The following is a 17,080-nucleotide window of genomic DNA, read 5'->3' as shown; positions in this document are numbered from 1 at the left end:
TCGCCGAACCGTTAGGGTGTTCGACGTCCGTGGCGGTGCACGCCTGCCCCACGGAGCGGGCGCGGCACAGGTGTTGCACGGGGAGAGAGCAAGTGAGCGGGACCAGAGTCATCATCGGGAACCGGACGGCGCCCGGCGGCGCGCTGAAGGCGTTCTTCAGGTCCTGGACGGTGGAGTTCGACTACTCCCCCATGGCCGAGCACGTCGAGGACGGGCTCATCACCTGGATGCAGCGCGCGCGGACGGTCCTCGGCCTGACCGCCGCCGTCTGGCTGGTGGTGGCCTACCCGCTGAGCGGCGGCGGCGGCGAGTTCGTCCTCGGCAAGCTCGTCGAACTGGGCCTCTCCTGCGGCATCCTGGCGGTCGGCAGCGTCATCGGCATCACGGCGTTCCTCGTCGCGAGCACCCCGGACAGACGCCGCGACTTCGCCGAGCGGCTGCGCAGGCCGATGAGCGCGGCCTTCCTTCTCGTCAGCGGCCCCGCCTGCATGTGGCTGTCCTTCACGACCCTCAAGGGCGACCTGATCAGCGGCGGGGACCTCAAGGAATTCTTCTCCGCGATCACCGGCTCCGGGTTCTTCTCCTCCGTGCTGGCCTTCCTGGTCCTGGTCGTCGGCTGGATCGCCGCCCTCGTCCTGCTGCTCGGCTCCTCCTTCTTCACGCTCGTCTCCGCCCTGGCCTGTGTCCTGGTGTGCCTGCGGGTCGCGGACGTGCACCAGCTGCTCCCGGCGCTCATCTCTCCCCTGCTGGTCTGGTCGCTCTTCGCCTTCCAGGTCTTCACCGGCCCAGACGTCGCCGCACCGCCGGAGGTGCTCTACACCTTCATGCTCGGCGGCCCGCTGTCGGTGACCGCGCTCTCCGTCTGGGAGGTACGGCGCCTGCGCATCCGCTACGGGATCACCCTGCGCACGGCGTTGGGCCGCTGACCTCCGACTCCCGGGCCCCGCCCCCGGACGACGACGCGGTCGTTCCGTATCGCCGCTGCGGACCGCACGGCCCCTGCCCGGTAGCGTCGCCGCCATGCGCTACCACCACGTCGACGTCTTCACCGACCGCCCCTACAACGGCAACAGCCTTGCGGTGTTCCCCGGGGCCGACGCGCTGACCGGCGCCCGGATGCTGGCCATCACCCGGGAAATGCGGCACTTCGAGTCCGTCTTCCTGATGCGCGACGGCGAATCCGGGCACGGCCGGCGGGCGCGCGTCTTCGACCTGGAGGGGGAACTGGACTTCGCCGGGCACCCCCTCATCGGCGCCGCCGCAGTCCTGCACGCTCTCCACGGCGCCACGGACCACGAGGCCTGGACCCTGCGGCTGCCGGCCCGGTCGGTCGAGGTCACCACCGACCGCCGGGGCCCCGGCCGGTTCGCGGGCCTCCTCGACCAGGGACCGGCCGCCTTCCTCGGCCGGCCCGGCCCGGAGGACCTGGCCGCCCTGTTCGCCCTCGAGCCGTCCGACCTGGACCCGGCCCTGCCCCCGGAGGTCGTCTCCACGGGCCTGCGCTACCTGGTGCTCCCCGTACGCGGTGACGCGCTGGCCCGCGCCCGCGTCGTCGAGCCCCTCGACGGGCCGCTCGCCCGCCTCGGCGCCGATTTCGCCTACCTGCTGGACGGTACGGCCATGGAGGGGAGGCACTGGACCAACGACGGGATCCTGGAGGACGTCGCCACCGGCAGCGGTGCGGGATGCGTCGCCGCGTACCTGCGCAGCCACGGCCGCATCGGATCCGGTGAGCCGAGCCTCCTGCGCCAGGGCCGGTTCACCGGGCGCACCGGTGAGATGACCATCAGCGCCGATGGCCACGGCCGGGACATCCGCTCGGTACGCGTGGGAGGCGGCGTCGCCCTCGTGGCGGAGGGGCGCCTCCACGAGCTCCCGCCGGTCCGGGCCCGCCGGTCCGGGGCATGACGGCGGCGGACGGCTCGCCTCGCGACCGGAGTCACCCGGACCTACGCTGAGGATGTTGCCCGGGTCCTCGGACGGCAGGAGACCATGCCGTGAAGCCAACCCCCATCCGGCTGCGCCGGGCCTGCGCGGCAGCTGCCGCGGCAGGAGTGCTCATCGCCCCGGCGGTCGCGGGATCCGCGTACGGGTCGGCCGTCCCCCAGCGGTCCGCTCCCGTCTCTGCCGCCCCCACCCCCACTCCCACGTCCCCTTCCACGCCGTTCCCGGACGCCGACTCGGAGTTCGTCCGGCTCACACCGGCCGTCGCGGCGCAACTGGACGCAGCCGTGCGTGAGGTCATGCGCGTGGCACAGGTGCCCGGTGTGACGGTCGGCCTGTGGGCTCCCGGCAAGGGGAGCTACGTACGGTCCTTCGGCGTGGCGGACAAGGCGAACGGCGCGCCCATGACGAGCGACCTCCATGTGCGCATCGGCAGCGAGACCAAGACGTTCACGGTCACCGCGCTCCTCCAGCTGGTCGACCAGGGGAAGGTGTCCCTGGACGACCACATCGGCACCTACGTCACAGGGGTTCCGAACGGCGACCGGATCACCCTGCGCGAACTGGCGGGCATGCGCAGCGGCCTCTTCAACTACACCTTGGACGATGACTTCGTCAAGGCGTTCGAGGAGGAGCCGGAACGGTCGTTCACGCCGCAGCAGTTGCTCGACGTCGCCTTCAAGCACCCCGTGCTGTTCGAGCCCGGCGCGGAGTTCGACTACAGCAACACCAACCTGATCCTGCTCGGCCTGGTCGTGGAGAAGATCACCGGTCGGCCGCTCCACGACGTCATCACCAAGGACGTCCTGGGGCCGGCCGGGCTGCGCCGCACGGTGTTCCCCACGAGCCCGGCCCTCCCCGATCCCTACGCGCACGGCTACACCGACCAGACGGCCTCGGGCAAGGTCGAGGACTCGACCCACTGGAATCCCTCCTGGGCATGGGCCGCCGGGGAAATGGTCTCCGACCTGCAGGACCTGCGCAGCTGGGCCCGCACCCTCGCGACCGGCACGCTGCTGAAGCCTGAGACCCAGGCCGAGCGCCTGAAGACCACCCCGATGGACATTCCGGGTGCCGGATACGGGCTGGGCATCTTCAACGTCCAGGGCTGGATCGGCCACAACGGCTCGATCCCGGGCTACGAGGTGCTGCCCGTCTACCTGCCGCAGGCTCAGGCGACGATGGTCATCGTCCTCAACACCGACAGCCTGTACAAGGGTCAGGAGCCCAGCACGCTCTTCGGCGAGGCGGTCACCTCGATCGTGAGCCCCGACCACGTGTACCCCGGTCACAAGCCGGTCGCCCCCAAGGCCGGCTGAGCCGCGCCTTCCGCAGTGCCCGGAACGAACACGCCGACGGCCCGTCCGTGAATTCGCGCTCCTGATAGCGGATTGAGGATCCATCAGCGACAACCACCGCCAGGAATGGGCCATGTGGAATTCCTGTCGGCCGACCGATTGCCACAGAGTGCGCCCGGTCCGGAAACTGCCCACAAATCGCGGTCAGCGGGCTCCCGTCGGGGCCGGATCGACACCGGTAAAAGATGCCCGGGTCAACGGTGTTGTCCGACAGATGAGTTACTACCCAGGAGACATGGAAGGTCGCACACAGTTCAGGTAGCTTTCCCTCACGTCGCCGCCACACCCGGGGCACAGGGCCCCATGGGACTTGCGGCGCAAAGGACCCGACCCCTGTTGACGACAGCAACCGAAGTCTTCACAGTCCGGCCGTACACCCCGCATTGCCAGGTGATCAGCACCGAAGGCGATCATGCCGTCATTGGCATTTCCCCGGGGAACAGCTACTTCTCGGCCCAACGTGTCATCGACCTCGCCCACTGGGGCATGCGCAATTTCGAGCAGGTCGACCTCATCTACACCGACCTGCACGTGGCCGAGATGTACGAGGCCCTGGGCTACGGCGAGGACGAAGCACGACGCAAAGCGGTGAAGAACCTGCGCGGAGTCCGCGCCAAGGTCAACAACGCCGCTGCCGAAGCCGACCCCACCGGCGTCCGCCTCCGTGCCCGCCCGATGTCCTCCCTCACGGACATTCCGGCGTACCGCACGCTCCACAACCACCTGACGAACCTGATCGACATCGACCCGGAGTTCCGCGAGACCTGCAACTCACTCGTCGACGCGTTTCTCTCCTCCAAGGTGCTGAACGGCAAGGCCGCCACCACCCGGCAGCGTGACGTGTGCCTGGAGTACGTCTGTGCCGAGGCTCCGCTCTTCCTCGACACGCCGGCCATCCTCGGCGTGCCGTCCTCCCTCAACTGCTACCACCAGCTCCTGCCCATGGCGGAACTGCTCTACTCACGCGGCTCGGGCCTGCGCGCCTCGCGCAACCAGGGCCACGCCATCATCACCCCCGCCGAAGGAGTTCCCGATGTCCACTGACACCCTGCTCGACTTCCCGTTCTCCGCGCGCGGCGACCAGCTCCCGCCCGAGATCGAGGAGCTGCGCAGCGAACCGGTGAAGCGGGTTCGCACGATAGCCGGGGACGAAGCCTGGCTCGTCTCCTCCTATCCGCTGGCCAAGCAGGTCCTGGAGGATCCCCGGTTCAGTCTCAAGGACACCTCGGCGCCCGGTGTTCCCCGCCAGTACGCGCTGACGATCCCGCCCGAGGTCGTCAACAACATGGGCAACATCACCGGCGCGGGGCTGCGCAAGGCCGTCCTCAAGGCGATCAACCCGAAGACCGACGGCCTCACCGACTGGATGCGCGACCAGGCCACCGCCCTGGTCGACAGCCTCCTGAGCCACGGGGCGCCGGTCGATCTGCGCGGCCAGTTCACCAACCCGTACGCCGAGAACCTGCACTGCCGCATCCTCGGCATCCCCGAGTCCGACGCACCGCGCCTGGCCGCCAGCCTCGACATCGCGTTCATGAACTCGGCCTGCCCGGTCACCGGCGCCAAGCTCAACTGGGACCGGGACATCGCCTACATGGTGGAGCGCCTCGACGACCCCACCACCACCGGCCTGATCGCCGAGCTCGCCGCGCTGCGCAACGACCCCGACTACGACCACCTGACGGACGAGATGCTCGCCACCGTGGGTGTCACGCTGTTCGGCGCGGGAGTCATCTCCACCATGGGGTTCCTGACCATGGCGATCGTCTCGCTCCTCCAGAACCCCGAGATGTGGGAGCGGCTGCGCAAGGAGCCGGAGAAGATCCCGGCCGCCGTGGACGAACTCCTGCGCATCAACCTGTCGATCGCCGATGGCCTGCCCCGGCTCGCCCTCGAGGACCTCACCCTCGGCGACGTCGAGGTGAAGAAGGGCGAGCTCATGCTCGTCCTGGTCGAGGCCGCCAACACGGACCCGGACGTGTACCCCGACCCCCACGTCGCTGACATCGACCGGCCGAACGCCGGCACGCACCTCTCCTTCGGCGGCGGCCAGCACTACTGCCCGGCCACGGCTCTCGGCAAGCGGCACACCGAGATCGCCATCGAGGTACTCCTGGAGAAGATGCCGAACCTCGCCCTCGCCGTGCCGGTCGACCAGCTCGTGTGGCGCACCCGCTTCATGAAGCGCATCCCGGAGCGCCTGCCCGTGCTCTGGTAGTCGCGTCGGCGCGCGCGGCGCGCCTGCCCGGTGATGGCCCCGGCCGGGGGGAATCCTGCCGGGGCCATCGCCCTGCCCGGGCCGCATCCCGCCCCGCGCGGGGGCCCGTACTACTGCAGGAAGGCCGCGGTGGTCGCCACGAACCGGGCGGCGTCGTCGAGCCAGGGGTAGTGCCCCGCCCCGCGCTGCACGACGAGGGTGGCGTCGGGGAACAGCCCGGCGCACTCGGCGACCGACCGCGGCGGGCTGTTCACGTCGAACTCCCCCGCGAGCAGAAGCGTGGGCGTCCCGCAGACGGCGAGCGCCGCGCGCGTGGCCTGCGGGTCGAAGGCGCCCTCGGCCCCGAAGAGCCTGACGGCCTCCGCGTTGTCCGGCCGGGAGGCTGCGTGGTGCCGCCGGGCCGCGGCGTCCCACCGGCCGTGGAAGAAGGGGCCGAGGGCCTCCGGGTCACCGTCCCTGCCCTCGCTGATCGCCTCCAGCGCGGCGAAGGCGGCCGGGAACCACGGCTCGCCCTCGCGCAGTCGCGCGAGCTCCCGCCGGGTCTCCCCGGAGATGTCGATGCCGACGGCGCGCGTGCCGGGGGCGATCAGGGCGAGCCTGCGCACGCGGTCCGGGTACCGGGCCGCGTACTGCATCGCGGGGTTGGCGCCGGCCGAGTGGGCGAGCAGGTCGATCCGGGCGGCGCCGAGGTGTCCGCGCAGGGCCTCGATGTCCTCGACGAGGCGGTCGCAGCGGTAGGAGGAGGTGTCCTCGGGCACGGCGGACCCGCCGGTGCCGCGCAGGTCCAGGGCGATCAGCCGCCGGTGCGCGGACAGTCCGCCGAGGTCTCCGAGGTAGGCGGAGCCGACGGGGCCTCCAGGGACGCAGACGACCGGGTCGCCGCTTCCCTCCACGCGGTAGGCGAGCCGGGTGCCGTCGGGTGCGGTGAAGGTGGGCATGGCACGGATCCTGTCAGTCATAACCTGGTTGTACAACCTGGTTATGACGATGGCTGCGTCCCGGTGTATAACCGTGTCGTGGCAGGCCGAGAGAGTACGCACCAGATGCCGGGGACGCTGACGGAGGAGCAGGCCGCGCGGATGCTCGCCGGGATGAACGAGGTCATCCGCGCGGGCGAGGAGATGCGGAAGCTGCGCACGGAGATGATCAAGCTGTTCGCCGGCTTCGGCTGGACCCAGGACAGGATCGCCCGGATCGCCGACATGAGTCAGCCCGCCGTGTCCAAGCAGGTGGCGAAGTACGCGGTCGACGCCGCCGCGCCCCCGGTCGGGCTCGACCTCGACCTCGACCAGCACGACACGCCGTGGCTCGAAGGACGGCTTTGGGGGCTTGCCGAGGTGGTCGCCGAATCCCTCGACGCCGCGCGCTGCACCCGTTGCGTCGACGCCCTCGCCCGGGGCCGCAAGCGCTTCACCTCCCGGACCGTCGACGAGCTGCGGCGCCTCCTCGAAGAGGACCTGATGACGCACCGGGCGGAGCTGCCCGCGGACGTGCGGGCCGCCTACGACGTCATCAGCCGCGCCCTCGACGTCCCGCCGAAGCCGACGGCCGCCACGACGGCAACGGTGCCGGCCGCGGTACGCCGCACCCTCGCCCACCAGTTGCAGCGCGACCGGCTCCAGGAGCAGCGGCTCTCGGGCGAGCGCGAGCGCTGACCCGTCCGGCCGGCGCCGGAGAGTGTCGGAGAGAGCCGGACGGGCGGCCGGTGCGGCCTGGCCAGGATCGACTCCCGCTGCTGAACTGGGTGTTGCCAGCACGCCGATCCGACCGAAGGGATCCTCATGCGCAGCCGCGTCCGCAGCACCCTCGCCACCGGCCTCGTCGGCACCACCACCGCCCTCGTCGCCCTGCTCGTTCCCGGCACCGCCCACGCCGCACCGGCGAAGCTCAGCCATGCGTCCGCCGTGAGCAGGCTGAACGCGACGGGCGGCATCGGCCTGTCCTCCAGTGGCGGTTGCAGCAACCGGAACAACAGCACCTGCACCTCGCTGGAGCAGGTCAACGCCGCGACGATCAGTGACGTCACCACCCTGCGCAGGGCGAGCAACTGCACCCTCACCATCACGGGCGGGACCGAGGTGGGCCACGCCTCCGGCACCTACAGCCACTGGAACGGCTACAAGATCGACTTCAACCCGTCCTCCTGCGTCAGCAACTACGTCACCGGCAGCTTCACCCGGATCGCCAACCGCGGCGACGGCGCCGCCCGCTACCGCTCCGCCGCGGGCAACGTCTACGCCCGGGAGAGCAACCACTGGGACGTCACCTTCTGCGGCGGCAGCTCGGCCTGCACGTCCGCCGCCAGTTCCTGACCGGTACGCGGCCGGACGGCGGGAGCGGCATCACCGGCGCCCCCGCCTTTCCGGCCCGCGGCGTCGTCAGTCCTCTCCCAGCACCGCCCTGATCACATGCCGGGCGTTGTCCGCCATCGCCGGGTTCGTCGTGCGGTAGTACGGCAGCGCGATCACTGCCTGCGAGAGCGTCCGCCCCCGGCCGCGCCGCCAGGTCGCGTCGTCCACGCCGAGCGCCTCCCGGAAGACCGTCCTCGCACCGGCCGGCAGCAGGTTCCACGCCGGGAACAGATCGCAGGCCGGATCGCCCACCCCCATGCACCCGAAGTCGATGACCGAGGTCAGCCTGCCCCCGGTCACCAGCACATTGCCCGGCATCAGATCGCCGTGCAGCCACACCGGCGGCCCGTCCCACTCCGGGGCGCGCAGCGCGTCCTCCCATACGGCGGCCACCGCATCGCAGTCGACACCCTCCTGCGGTATCCCCCGCAGTTGCCCGATCGCCGCCCGGGTAGCCGCGTCGAGCGAGCCGAGCGGCCCTCCGCGGTACGCCTGCGGCGCCCCCGGCAGAGTGATGCTCCGCATCGCCGCCACGAACCCGGCCAGGTCACCGGCCAGCGCCACGGGCTCGCTCAGCGCCCCGGCCACGGGGTTCTCCCCCGCCAGCCACCCGTACACCGACCACGCCCACGGATACCCGTGCGCGGGCTCGCCGGCCCCGAGCACCTCGGGGACGGCCGTGGGCAGCCGGGGCGCGAGGCGGGGCAGCCACTCCCGTTCCGTCGACACGTCCCCGGCCCCGCTCGCCAGCATCGGCAGCCGTACGACCATGCCGTCGCCCAGCCGGTACATGCCGTTGACCGTGCCGCCCGACGGGAACCGCTCCACGGTCAGCCCGGCCCACCGGGGGAACTGCGCGGCGATCAGACGGCGTACGAGGTCCTCGTCGACGGGGTGCGTGCCGGGATGCATCTGTGCTGTATCCATGGAACGCCATCCGATCGCCGGCGACGGCACGGGTCAAACCCTTTTCGCCGCCGTTGCCGAACCGGCGCCGTGATCGTTTGGGTCGCTGACAGGACATCACGGGCAGTCATCGACGGACGGGGCGAGTGGTCGGGTTGCGAGTTGCGCGAAGGACCGTTCTGCAGGCGGCTTCGGCGGGAGCCCTGACGGCGCTGCTCGGCCGCTCGTCCGCGGCGGCCGCCGCCCCTGACAGCGCCGCCGGGGAACCGGTCCGGCTGCGCTTCACCCGGGCCACCAACGGGGCGGCCACCGCCACGGCCACCGGGGAGCGGGTCGTCGCCGAGGTGCAGGGCGTCCTCTGGTCACTGCCCCCGGACGGCGGTCCCGCGACGCCGCTGACCCCGCCCGACCTGGAACCCGGCCGACCGGTGTTCTCGCCCGACGGCCGCCGGGTGGCGATGAGCGCCTACCGCGGGGGCGCCTTCCACATCTGGGTGATGAACGCGGACGGCTCCGGCCTGCGCGCGCTCACCGACGGCCCCTTCGACCACCGCGCGCCCGCCTGGTCGCCCGACGGCCGCAGCCTCGCCTTCTGTTCCGAACGCGGTGGTGATCCGGTGGCCGGGAGCCCGTACCGGATCTGGACCGTCGCCGTGACCGGCGGCCCCCCGCGCCGGCTGACGGGCCTGCCGGGGCAGGACGGTCCCGGCCAGGACGGGGAGTGGGAGGACTTCGACCCGGTCTGGTCGCCGGACGGCTCGCGCGTGCTGTTCGTACGCGGCACCCCCACCGGCGAAACCCTGACCGCCCGGACCCTCGCCTCCGTGGCCGCGGAGCCCGGCGCCGCGGGGACGGTGACGGTGGAGCACACCGTCGCCGACGGCAGGCTCCTGGCCCCCGCGCTCTCCCCGGCCGGACGCACCGCCTGGCTGTCCGCGGCTCCCGGCCCCCGCAAGGCCGAGAACCTCTCGCTGTTCGCGGACGGCCGTCGGGTCCCCCTCGACGGCGATCTCGCGCCCGCCCCGCCGCGCTGGCTCGGCGACGACCGGCTGCTGATCACCCTCGACGGCCGCTTCCGGGTGATCCGCCCCCACCGGGACGGCGCCGCCGACCGGGTGATCCCCCTCGACGCCACCCTCGAAGTGCCGCGCCCCCGCTTCCGGTTCAAGGAGTACGTCCTGGAGGCCGAACGGAGCCTCCCGGTGCGGGGCATTCACCTGCCGGCCCTCTCCCCCGACGGCCGCAGCATCGCCTTCGCCGCGCTCAACGCGCTCTGGGTCGCACCCGTCTCAGGCGGGGCGCCCCGCAAGATCCTCCAGGCTCCCGTCACCGCCTACGTCCAGGGGCCGGTGTGGAGCCCGGACGGCCGCTCCCTCGTCTACACCGACGACCGCGACGGGCTGAACACCGTGCGCCGCCGGGAACTCGACGGCGGCCGCGAGAGCGTCCTCGCCCCGGGCGGCCGCGTCTACGGGGTGCTGTCGCCGGACGGCAAGCGGCTCGCAGCCCTCGACCTCGCCGGGCGGCTCCTCGTCCGCGACCTCGCAGCCGGGACCGAGACCCCCCTCGTCGCGGCCCTCGGCGGCGGAGGGCTGCCCGGCCCGCCCAGCTGGTCGCCCGACGGCCGGTACCTCGCCCTGTGCGACCGGAACCGGCTCAGCCGGCGCTTCCGCGAGGGGTACAACCTCATCCGCGTCGTCGACACCGCCACCGGGGCCGCCCGCCTGCACGCGCTCGCCCCGCACGCCTCTCTCTCGGACCGCTACGCCTCCGGCCCGGTCTGGTCCCCCGACGGCCGCTTCCTGGCCTGCGTCGGCGAATCGGCGCTCTGGCTGCTGCCGGTCGGCCCGGACGGCACCCCGGCCGGCCCGGCACGCCTCCTGGCCGACGAGCCCGCCGACCACCCCTCGTGGTCCGCGGACTCCCGGACCCTGCTCTACCAGTCCTGCGCCCGGCTGCGCCTGCTCACCCTGGACGGCTCCGGAGCACCGGCCGGTGCGCCCAGGACCGTACCCGTCGCCCTGACCCACCGGCGCCCCGCACCGGTCGACACCGTGGTGCACGCGGGACTGCTGTGGGACGCCACCGGCTCGCCGCCCCGCGCCGACGTCGACATCCTGATCTCCGGCGGCCGGATCACCGCCGTCGAGCCGCACCGCAGGGGCCGCCGCGCCACCCGCACCGTGGACGCCTCCGACGGCACGGTCCTGCCGGGCCTGTGGGACTCGCACGTCCACCCGTACCCCTACACGTACGGGGCGCGCCAGGGCGCGCTGCACCTCGCCTACGGGGTCACGACCGTCGTCTCGCTCGGCGGTTCCGCCTACGAGCAGGCCCGGCTGCGCGAGGACATCCGTGCCGGGCGGCTCGCCGCGCCCCGGCTGCTGGCGGGCGGAGAGCTCCTCGACGGCTCAAGGGTCGCCTACAGCATGGGGCGTGCCCATCGCACGCGTGCGGGGTTCGCCCGCTCACTGGCCCGGGCCGAGGCGCTGGACTGGGACTTCGTCAAGACGTACGTACGGGCGCCCTACTCGTACATGGCCGAGGCCGCCCGCTTCGCGCACGAGCGGCTCGGCGTCCTGGCCGGCTCCCATCTGTGCGCCCCCGGGATCCGGTCCGGCCAGGACCTGACCACGCATCTGGTGGCGACGGAGCGTGCCGAGTACGGGCACGGGGCGAGCCCGCGGGGGCACACCTACCAGGACACCCTGGAGGTGTACACACACGGCGCCTTCGATCTCGTCGCCACGCCCTTCACGGCGCTCCCGCTGCTCGGCGCCGATCCTGCCCTCGCCGATGACGCCCGGGTGACGTCCCTGATGCCGCCGTGGGACGTGGCGGCCGTGCGGGCCGCGGCCGCCGGGCCGCCGAGTGCGGAGCAGGCTGCCGCCCTGGAGCGGGAGGTCGGCGTCTACCGGCGCGTCATCGAGGACGGCGGTCGGCTGGCGCTCGGCACCGACGCGCCGCTCACCCCGGTCGGCCTCCATCTCCACCTCGCGCTGCGTGCCCTGCACCGGTACGGTCTGACACCGGCGCAGGCCCTGACGACGGTGACCCGGACCCCGGCCCGGATGTTCGGCGTCGCGGACCGGCTCGGCACCGTCGAACCCGGCCGGATCGCGGACCTCACCCTGGTCGACGGCGACCCCTTCACCGACTTCGACGACCTGGTCCGGGTACGGGGGACCGTCCGGGGCGGGCGCGTCGGTGAACTCCCTCTCCTGGAGCGTGCCTTCACCCCGTCGCCTCCGGAGGCCCCGGAGACGGACGACTGGCGGACGGTCCTGGACCAGATGCTGCGCGACGGCTGTTGCGGCCCGCACGCGTAGGGGTGTCAGTGGCCGGAATTAGGGTCGCGGGATGGAAGCGAACGACAGGGTGGGGGCGGCCGGGCCCGGCCGCGCCGCCCTCGACCACCTCCTGCGGCTGATCGCGGAATCCGCCTGGGGCGACGGCCTGGTCCTGCGCGGCAGCATGGTCATGCCCGCGTGGGCCGGTAGCCGGGCCCGGCCGCCGGGCGACCTCGACTTCGTCGTGCTGCCGCCCTCGCCCGTCCCCGTCGACGCCTTGCACCCCCACCCGTACGTCGCGGCGTACGACGCCGTGCAGCAGTGGCCGGAGGCCGCCGACGGAGCGGCCCGCTACGAGATCTGGGCGGACGGGGAGGAGGAGTTCGGGACGCGGGGGCTGCGTGCGGAGGTTCCGCCGGAGGGCCTGGTCTGGCAACCCGAGCCGGAGCCGGACGGCTTCCCTCCCTACGACGACCTGCTGGAACTCGTCCGCGCCCGACCGCAGGCAGCTGCCGGCGTCCTGCTCGACGCGGACGGGGCGAGCAGGGACGGCAGTTGGGCGTACGCGTACGCCCACGCGGAGGACGGGCCCGCCGGGGTCAGGATCCTCATACCGTGGCGCGCGGAGTCCGGCCCGGTGGGTGTGGCACAACTGGACTTCTCCCACGACGAGCGGCTGCCCGAAGCACCCGTCTGGACGGCCGTCCCGCGCGGCGACGGCGGGGTCACGGCGGTGCGGACGGCGAGCCGCGGGCTGTCGCTGGCCTGGAAGCTGCGGTGGCTGCGCCAGGACGCGGCGTCCGGGGAGGGCCCGCAGTGCAAGGACCTGTACGACGCCGTGCTGCTGGCGCACGCCTGCCGGGGGCAGCTCCTCGCCGAGCCTCCGTGCCTGGCCGACGTCCGGGTGGACGAGCAGGCATGGGAGCGGTTTCGCGCGGACCACCCCGGGGTGCACGGCACCGCCGGTGACTGGCTCGCCCGCCTCCGCACCGCGCTGGCCCCGGCCCCGGCCCCGGCCCCGGGGAAAACGGCGTGGCCGCCCGGCCGGTCCGGCGGGTAGTGTCCGCTGTCCTGACCAGCCGCTTCGGCGGCCCCACCACCATCCGAGAGCGATCCCCATGAGCGGCCGGCAGACAACGACGACCCTGTGGCGCCCGACCGGCCCCAAGGAGCTGGACCTGGTCCGGGAGCTCGACTGGCGCGCCTGGCCGCCCCGTCTGCCCGAGCAGCCGATCTTCTACCCCGTCCTCAACGAGGACTACGCGATCAGGATCGCGAGGGACTGGAACGTGAAGCACAGCGGGGTCGGCTACGTCACCCGCTTCGAGGTCGACTCGGAGTTCCTGCGCCGGTACCCGGTACAGCAGGCGGGCGGGCGGACCATCCTCGAACTGTGGGTTCCGGCCGAGGAGCTCGACGAGTTCAATGCCCACATCGTGGGTGAGATCGAGCTGGTCCACGAGTTCCGCTGAGCAGCGCGGCGCGGCGTGCCGCTGCACGCCGCGCCCCGGTCAGGGCTGGTCATACCAGGCGAAGGCCGCGATCCGCCAGCCGTCCGCGGTGCGCACGAACTGGATGGTCTTGGTCCCGCCCCCTTCGAAGGGCTTGCCGTCCAGGATCCCGGACTTGCCGTACTCGCCGAACCGCGACGCGATGTCGCCCGCGATATCGGTCCGTTCGGAGGTCTCCCACTCGGAGAACTCGGTGAGCCGGCCGTCGGCCAGCAGGCGCCTGCGCGGCTCGATGAATCCGTCCACGGTGTAGACCGTGAACTGCGGTCCGGTCATGGTGATCACTCCGCCGGGCAGCACCAGCCGCCGGATCCGGTCCAGATCGGCGGTCCTGCCGCCCCGGTTGTCGAAGGCGCCGAAGAACTCGGCGGTCACCACGTCTATTTCGGCCTTGGACGACATGGCGCGACAGTAACACCGGCGCGGCTCACACCGCCCTGCGGGCGCTCGATGTCGACGGTCAGGCAGTGGCCGGATCTTCCATGGGGCCGTCGCCATGAAGCAGTGGGTGCGGCCGCCGTCGCAGATCTCGGCGTCCGCGTGGCAGTCCGGGCCGAGGACCTCGTAGACGAGGAGGGCCGCCGTCCTGCCCGACGGGAAGGCCACTGTGGCCCGGTGCACCGGTCCGAAGCTCGGGTGGGAGCCCGTGAAGGCGAACCGGCCCTGCCCGTCGAGGACGAGCGCGGTGTAGTAGTGGTACTCCTCGCCCGCGAGGTGGGCGCCGAGTTGTGGGCCGGCCGCGGTGTTCGGTGCGTGCCGGGCGGGGAGTTGTCCGCACCGGCTGGAGAGCGATCCACTGGCGCGGACCGAGGCGAAGCAGTACGTCTGCTCATCCGTCATCCAGCCCAGATGGCCGGAGCCGTCGGCTCCGCGGAGGATCACCGCGAGGGCGTTCTCGGACGGCTGTCCATGACCCCGGGGCACCTCGCTCCTGCGGAAGCGTTCCAGCAGCCTGCCGTCCTGCGGGGTGACCCGTGCCGACTCCTCCGGTACCCCGGGCCCCGTGGGCGCCGCTGCCTTCGTGGCCCGCGGGGCGGCCGTGGCGCCTGACGCCGAACCGGGCGACGCACCGGGCGCCGGCTCCCCGTTGCGGCCGGCCCCCCGGTAGAGACCGTGGGCCGTCATGTCATCCACCGGGCTTCGAGGCACCGCCGGCACGTCTCACGTGAGGGGAGCCGGTGTCGCCAGGGCCGTCGTGATGACCAGGGGCGGCCTGGCCCGCTCCGCCGACCACGCCCGGCCGGTCGCGAAGCCCGCGTCGGCCACCGTCAGCGCCTCCTCCACGGTCGGCCGGTGCTGGACGACGTCCCGGAAGCCCGCGCGCTCCAGCAGGGCCGGAAGGACGCCGACGGGCCACGCGTGGTTGCGTGCCTCCTGCCAGGAGCCGTCCGTGCGCCGGAGCCGTACGGTCAGCTCGTCGCCCGGCCCGTAGACCTCGCCCGGGTCACCGATCCGCAGTGAGGCGTACTCCGTGCCGCTGCAGGCGGGATCGGTGGACAGCAGCACGAACGGGGCGTCCGGCCGCAGGAGTCGGCGGATCTCGGTGAACACCTCGAGCACCGCCTCCTCGGCCGGGAGCGACGCCAGTACGTGATTGCACATCACGGCGTCCGCGCAACCGTCCGCCAGTCCGCTCGCGCGCCCGTTTTCGACCAGGTGGTACTCGGCCACCGCGGTCGCCGAGCCGCGGGCCAGTGCCAGCATCTCCGGGGAGGTGTCCACACCCAGCACCCGGGCGCCGAGCCGCCGGGCCGCCTCGTCGGCGACCTTGCCCGGTCCGCATCCGTAGTCCACCAGGACCTCGCCGGCGCCGATCCGGCGGGACAGCTCCCGGAAGACGAAGGGATACCCGAGCAGCCGGTCCGTGGCCGCGTCGACCGCCGCGAAGGCCTGCGCACCGGCGCGTCCGGACCAGGCCGTGCCGTCTTCGGCACCGCCCTGCCCGGGTCCCTCAGGCCTTTCGCCCACAGCCCCACTATCGACCCACCGCGGCCGCGCCGCAGTGGGAACGGCAGGGTCCCGCACCGCCGGGACGGGCTAGAGATCGATCCAGTAGCGCCGCTTCGGGCCGATCAGGGTTTCGCGGACGTCCTCGAGCACTCCGCCGTTGCCCTCGATCGTGCGGACCGACCCCTCGTTGTCCGGGTCACAGGTCAGCAGGACCCGGTCCATGCCCATGAGGCGCGCCTCGTGCAGGACGGCGGCCAGGGCCCACGTGGCCAGGCCCCGGCGGCGGGCCGAGGGCCTGATGCCATAGCCGATGTGGCCGCCCGCGTCGAGGAGGAAGCCGTTCAGGTGGTGCCGCAGGTCGATGGCGCCCAGATACTCGTCGCCCTCGGCGATCCACCAGTAGGTCGCGTGGACGCGGCCGTGGTCGACCGGCGCCGTGCGGTCCCCGTACCGGTGCAGTCGCTCCACCCAGGCCGCGAAGCCCTCCGGGGTGTCCACGTCGTCGTCGGAGCCGAGCCCGCCGCCGTCCATGTGGGCGTCGGGTCCCCATTCCGCCCGCGCGGCGAGCCAGGACGTGTACAGGCGGGAGGTGGGGACTATGAGCTCGGGCATACCCCGGACGATAACAGTCGCCGCAGGTCACTGACCTGTGGCGGGAGGACGCCGGGCCCAGGCGACCGTGGTGCGCTGGAACGTGGCGTGGAAGGCGCCGGACTCCGACAGCAGGTGCTGTTCACGGAGCAGCACCTGCGCACGCTCCTGCGGGATCAGGCCTCCGGTCCACGCCGCGTGTGCGGCCCGTTCCAGGGAGATGACGTGGGACAGCTCCGTCACCGACGTGTAGACGACGAGCTCGACCTCGACGCGTACGTCGGCGAAGCCCGCCGCAACGAGCAGACCGCGCAGCTGCCGGCCCATCCGGCGGTGCGGAACGTGGCCGCCGACGGCGTCGGCGATGATGCGCGCCGCCTCCGGGTCCTCGGACGCCAGGGCGAGGGTCGCCCAGTCCGGCTCCAGGACCGCGAGGCTTCCGCCCGGGCGCAGTACCCGGTGTGCTTCCGCGAGGACGGCGGCGGGGTCGTCGACGTGCTGGAGGAGGCGTTCGACGCGGCAGCCGGCGAAGACCCCGTCGGCGTAGGGCAGGCGGTGGGCGTCGGCGCGGACGAGACGGACCGGGAGCCCGAGGGCCTCCAGGCGCTGTCGGCTCGCGTCCAGCATCAGGCGGCTGGAGTCCGCGCCGAACGCGCACCGTCCGGTGCGCTCCAGCTCGACCAGTTCGTGTCCCGCACCGCAGCCCAGGTCCAGGACGTCATGGCCCGCCGGTACGTCCAGGCCCGCGCGCATCACGCCCTTGGGCGCGGCCAGTCCGCGGTGTGCGTCGTCGAGGTAGTGGAGGAGTTCCGGGCCGCGACCGCTGCGGTCGACATCGGTGAAAGCGTTCATGGCGACACTCCCGCGGCAGCCCAGGCGGTCGGCTCCCGCGCGTGTGCTTCCCGATGGTCGTTTCCATCTCCGGGCCGCCAGTCGCTCGAATCCGCATTGTGGCACACCG

The 17,080-nt window shown here is 72.7% G+C and carries 16 protein-coding genes; 10 read left to right on the top strand and 6 right to left on the bottom strand.

Annotated features, from left to right (window positions below; translation table 11 throughout):
* The first annotated feature begins 92 nt into the window (after nucleotides 1–92).
* From OG753_RS38835 to OG753_RS38815, 5 genes are all read left to right on the top strand, one after another.
* Nucleotides 93–926, top strand: coding sequence for a hypothetical protein (locus tag OG753_RS38835; RefSeq protein WP_327266466.1), 834 nt, complete (start codon nucleotides 93–95; stop codon nucleotides 924–926).
* A 94-nt stretch (nucleotides 927–1,020) separates the two neighbouring features.
* A complete protein-coding gene (locus OG753_RS38830; protein WP_327266465.1) occupies nucleotides 1,021–1,908 on the top strand; it encodes a PhzF family phenazine biosynthesis protein in 888 nt (295 codons plus the stop codon).
* Nucleotides 1,909–1,997: 89 nt separating this feature from the next.
* On the top strand, nucleotides 1,998–3,263 hold the full coding sequence (locus tag OG753_RS38825; protein WP_405792252.1) for a serine hydrolase domain-containing protein: 1,266 nt from the start codon (nucleotides 1,998–2,000) through the stop codon (nucleotides 3,261–3,263).
* Nucleotides 3,264–3,605: 342 nt separating this feature from the next.
* Nucleotides 3,606–4,346, top strand: a complete 741-nt coding sequence (locus OG753_RS38820) for a tRNA-dependent cyclodipeptide synthase (RefSeq protein WP_327266463.1) — start codon at nucleotides 3,606–3,608, stop codon at nucleotides 4,344–4,346.
* Nucleotides 4,336–5,520: a cytochrome P450 gene (locus OG753_RS38815; protein WP_405792250.1), complete on the top strand. Its 1,185-nt coding sequence runs from the start codon at nucleotides 4,336–4,338 to the stop codon at nucleotides 5,518–5,520. Before OG753_RS38820 ends, OG753_RS38815 begins: the two co-directional genes overlap by 11 nt.
* 110 nt (nucleotides 5,521–5,630) lie before the next feature.
* On the opposite strand, the gene OG753_RS38810 is transcribed toward OG753_RS38815, so the two are convergent.
* On the bottom strand, nucleotides 5,631–6,458 hold the full coding sequence (locus OG753_RS38810; RefSeq protein ID WP_327267058.1) for an alpha/beta hydrolase: 828 nt from the start codon (nucleotides 6,456–6,458) through the stop codon (nucleotides 5,631–5,633).
* A gap of 78 nt (nucleotides 6,459–6,536) precedes the next feature.
* Between OG753_RS38810 and OG753_RS38805 the strand changes: the two genes are divergently transcribed.
* Both OG753_RS38805 and OG753_RS38800 read left to right on the top strand, forming a co-directional pair.
* Nucleotides 6,537–7,175: a sigma-70 family RNA polymerase sigma factor gene (locus OG753_RS38805; protein WP_405792248.1), complete on the top strand. Its 639-nt coding sequence runs from the start codon at nucleotides 6,537–6,539 to the stop codon at nucleotides 7,173–7,175.
* A 126-nt stretch (nucleotides 7,176–7,301) separates the two neighbouring features.
* Nucleotides 7,302–7,832 (top strand): hypothetical protein, encoded by a 531-nt coding sequence (locus OG753_RS38800; RefSeq protein ID WP_327266460.1) that lies wholly within the window; start codon nucleotides 7,302–7,304, stop codon nucleotides 7,830–7,832.
* 66 nt (nucleotides 7,833–7,898) lie between these two features.
* Here the strand turns inward: OG753_RS38800 and OG753_RS38795 are convergent, their stop codons facing one another.
* Entirely contained in the window at nucleotides 7,899–8,798 is a 900-nt protein-coding gene (locus tag OG753_RS38795; protein WP_327266459.1) for an aminoglycoside phosphotransferase family protein, read from the bottom strand.
* A 134-nt stretch (nucleotides 8,799–8,932) separates the two neighbouring features.
* On the opposite strand from OG753_RS38795, the gene OG753_RS38790 reads away from it, so the two are divergent.
* The 3 genes from OG753_RS38790 to OG753_RS38780 are packed head-to-tail and all read left to right on the top strand — an operon-like array spanning nucleotide 8,933 to nucleotide 13,539.
* Nucleotides 8,933–12,106: an amidohydrolase family protein gene (locus tag OG753_RS38790; RefSeq protein ID WP_405792245.1), complete on the top strand. Its 3,174-nt coding sequence runs from the start codon at nucleotides 8,933–8,935 to the stop codon at nucleotides 12,104–12,106.
* A gap of 31 nt (nucleotides 12,107–12,137) precedes the next feature.
* The gene (locus OG753_RS38785) at nucleotides 12,138–13,127 is read left to right on the top strand and encodes a hypothetical protein (RefSeq protein WP_405792243.1); all 990 of its coding nucleotides are present in this window, start codon (nucleotides 12,138–12,140) and stop codon (nucleotides 13,125–13,127) included.
* Between the two features lie 58 nt (nucleotides 13,128–13,185).
* A complete protein-coding gene (locus tag OG753_RS38780) occupies nucleotides 13,186–13,539 on the top strand; it encodes a hypothetical protein (protein ID WP_327266456.1) in 354 nt (117 codons plus the stop codon).
* Nucleotides 13,540–13,578: 39 nt separating this feature from the next.
* Here the strand turns inward: OG753_RS38780 and OG753_RS38775 are convergent, their stop codons facing one another.
* The 4 genes from OG753_RS38775 to OG753_RS38760 form a co-directional block, all read right to left on the bottom strand.
* A complete protein-coding gene (locus tag OG753_RS38775; protein ID WP_405792972.1) occupies nucleotides 13,579–13,980 on the bottom strand; it encodes a DUF4440 domain-containing protein in 402 nt (133 codons plus the stop codon).
* A 759-nt stretch (nucleotides 13,981–14,739) separates the two neighbouring features.
* Entirely contained in the window at nucleotides 14,740–15,546 is an 807-nt protein-coding gene (locus OG753_RS38770) for a class I SAM-dependent methyltransferase (RefSeq protein WP_405792241.1), read from the bottom strand.
* Between the two features lie 69 nt (nucleotides 15,547–15,615).
* The gene (locus OG753_RS38765; RefSeq protein ID WP_327266451.1) at nucleotides 15,616–16,140 is read right to left on the bottom strand and encodes a GNAT family N-acetyltransferase; all 525 of its coding nucleotides are present in this window, start codon (nucleotides 16,138–16,140) and stop codon (nucleotides 15,616–15,618) included.
* Between the two features lie 27 nt (nucleotides 16,141–16,167).
* The gene (locus OG753_RS38760; RefSeq protein ID WP_405792239.1) at nucleotides 16,168–16,971 is read right to left on the bottom strand and encodes a methyltransferase domain-containing protein; all 804 of its coding nucleotides are present in this window, start codon (nucleotides 16,969–16,971) and stop codon (nucleotides 16,168–16,170) included.
* Nucleotides 16,972–17,080 lie beyond the last annotated feature (109 nt).

Origin of the sequence: Streptomyces sp. NBC_00029 (assembly GCF_045160505.1) — a bacterium.
In the GTDB taxonomy this organism is placed as follows: domain Bacteria; phylum Actinomycetota; class Actinomycetes; order Streptomycetales; family Streptomycetaceae; genus Streptomyces.
This window is presented reverse-complemented; position numbering and strand designations above follow the sequence as displayed.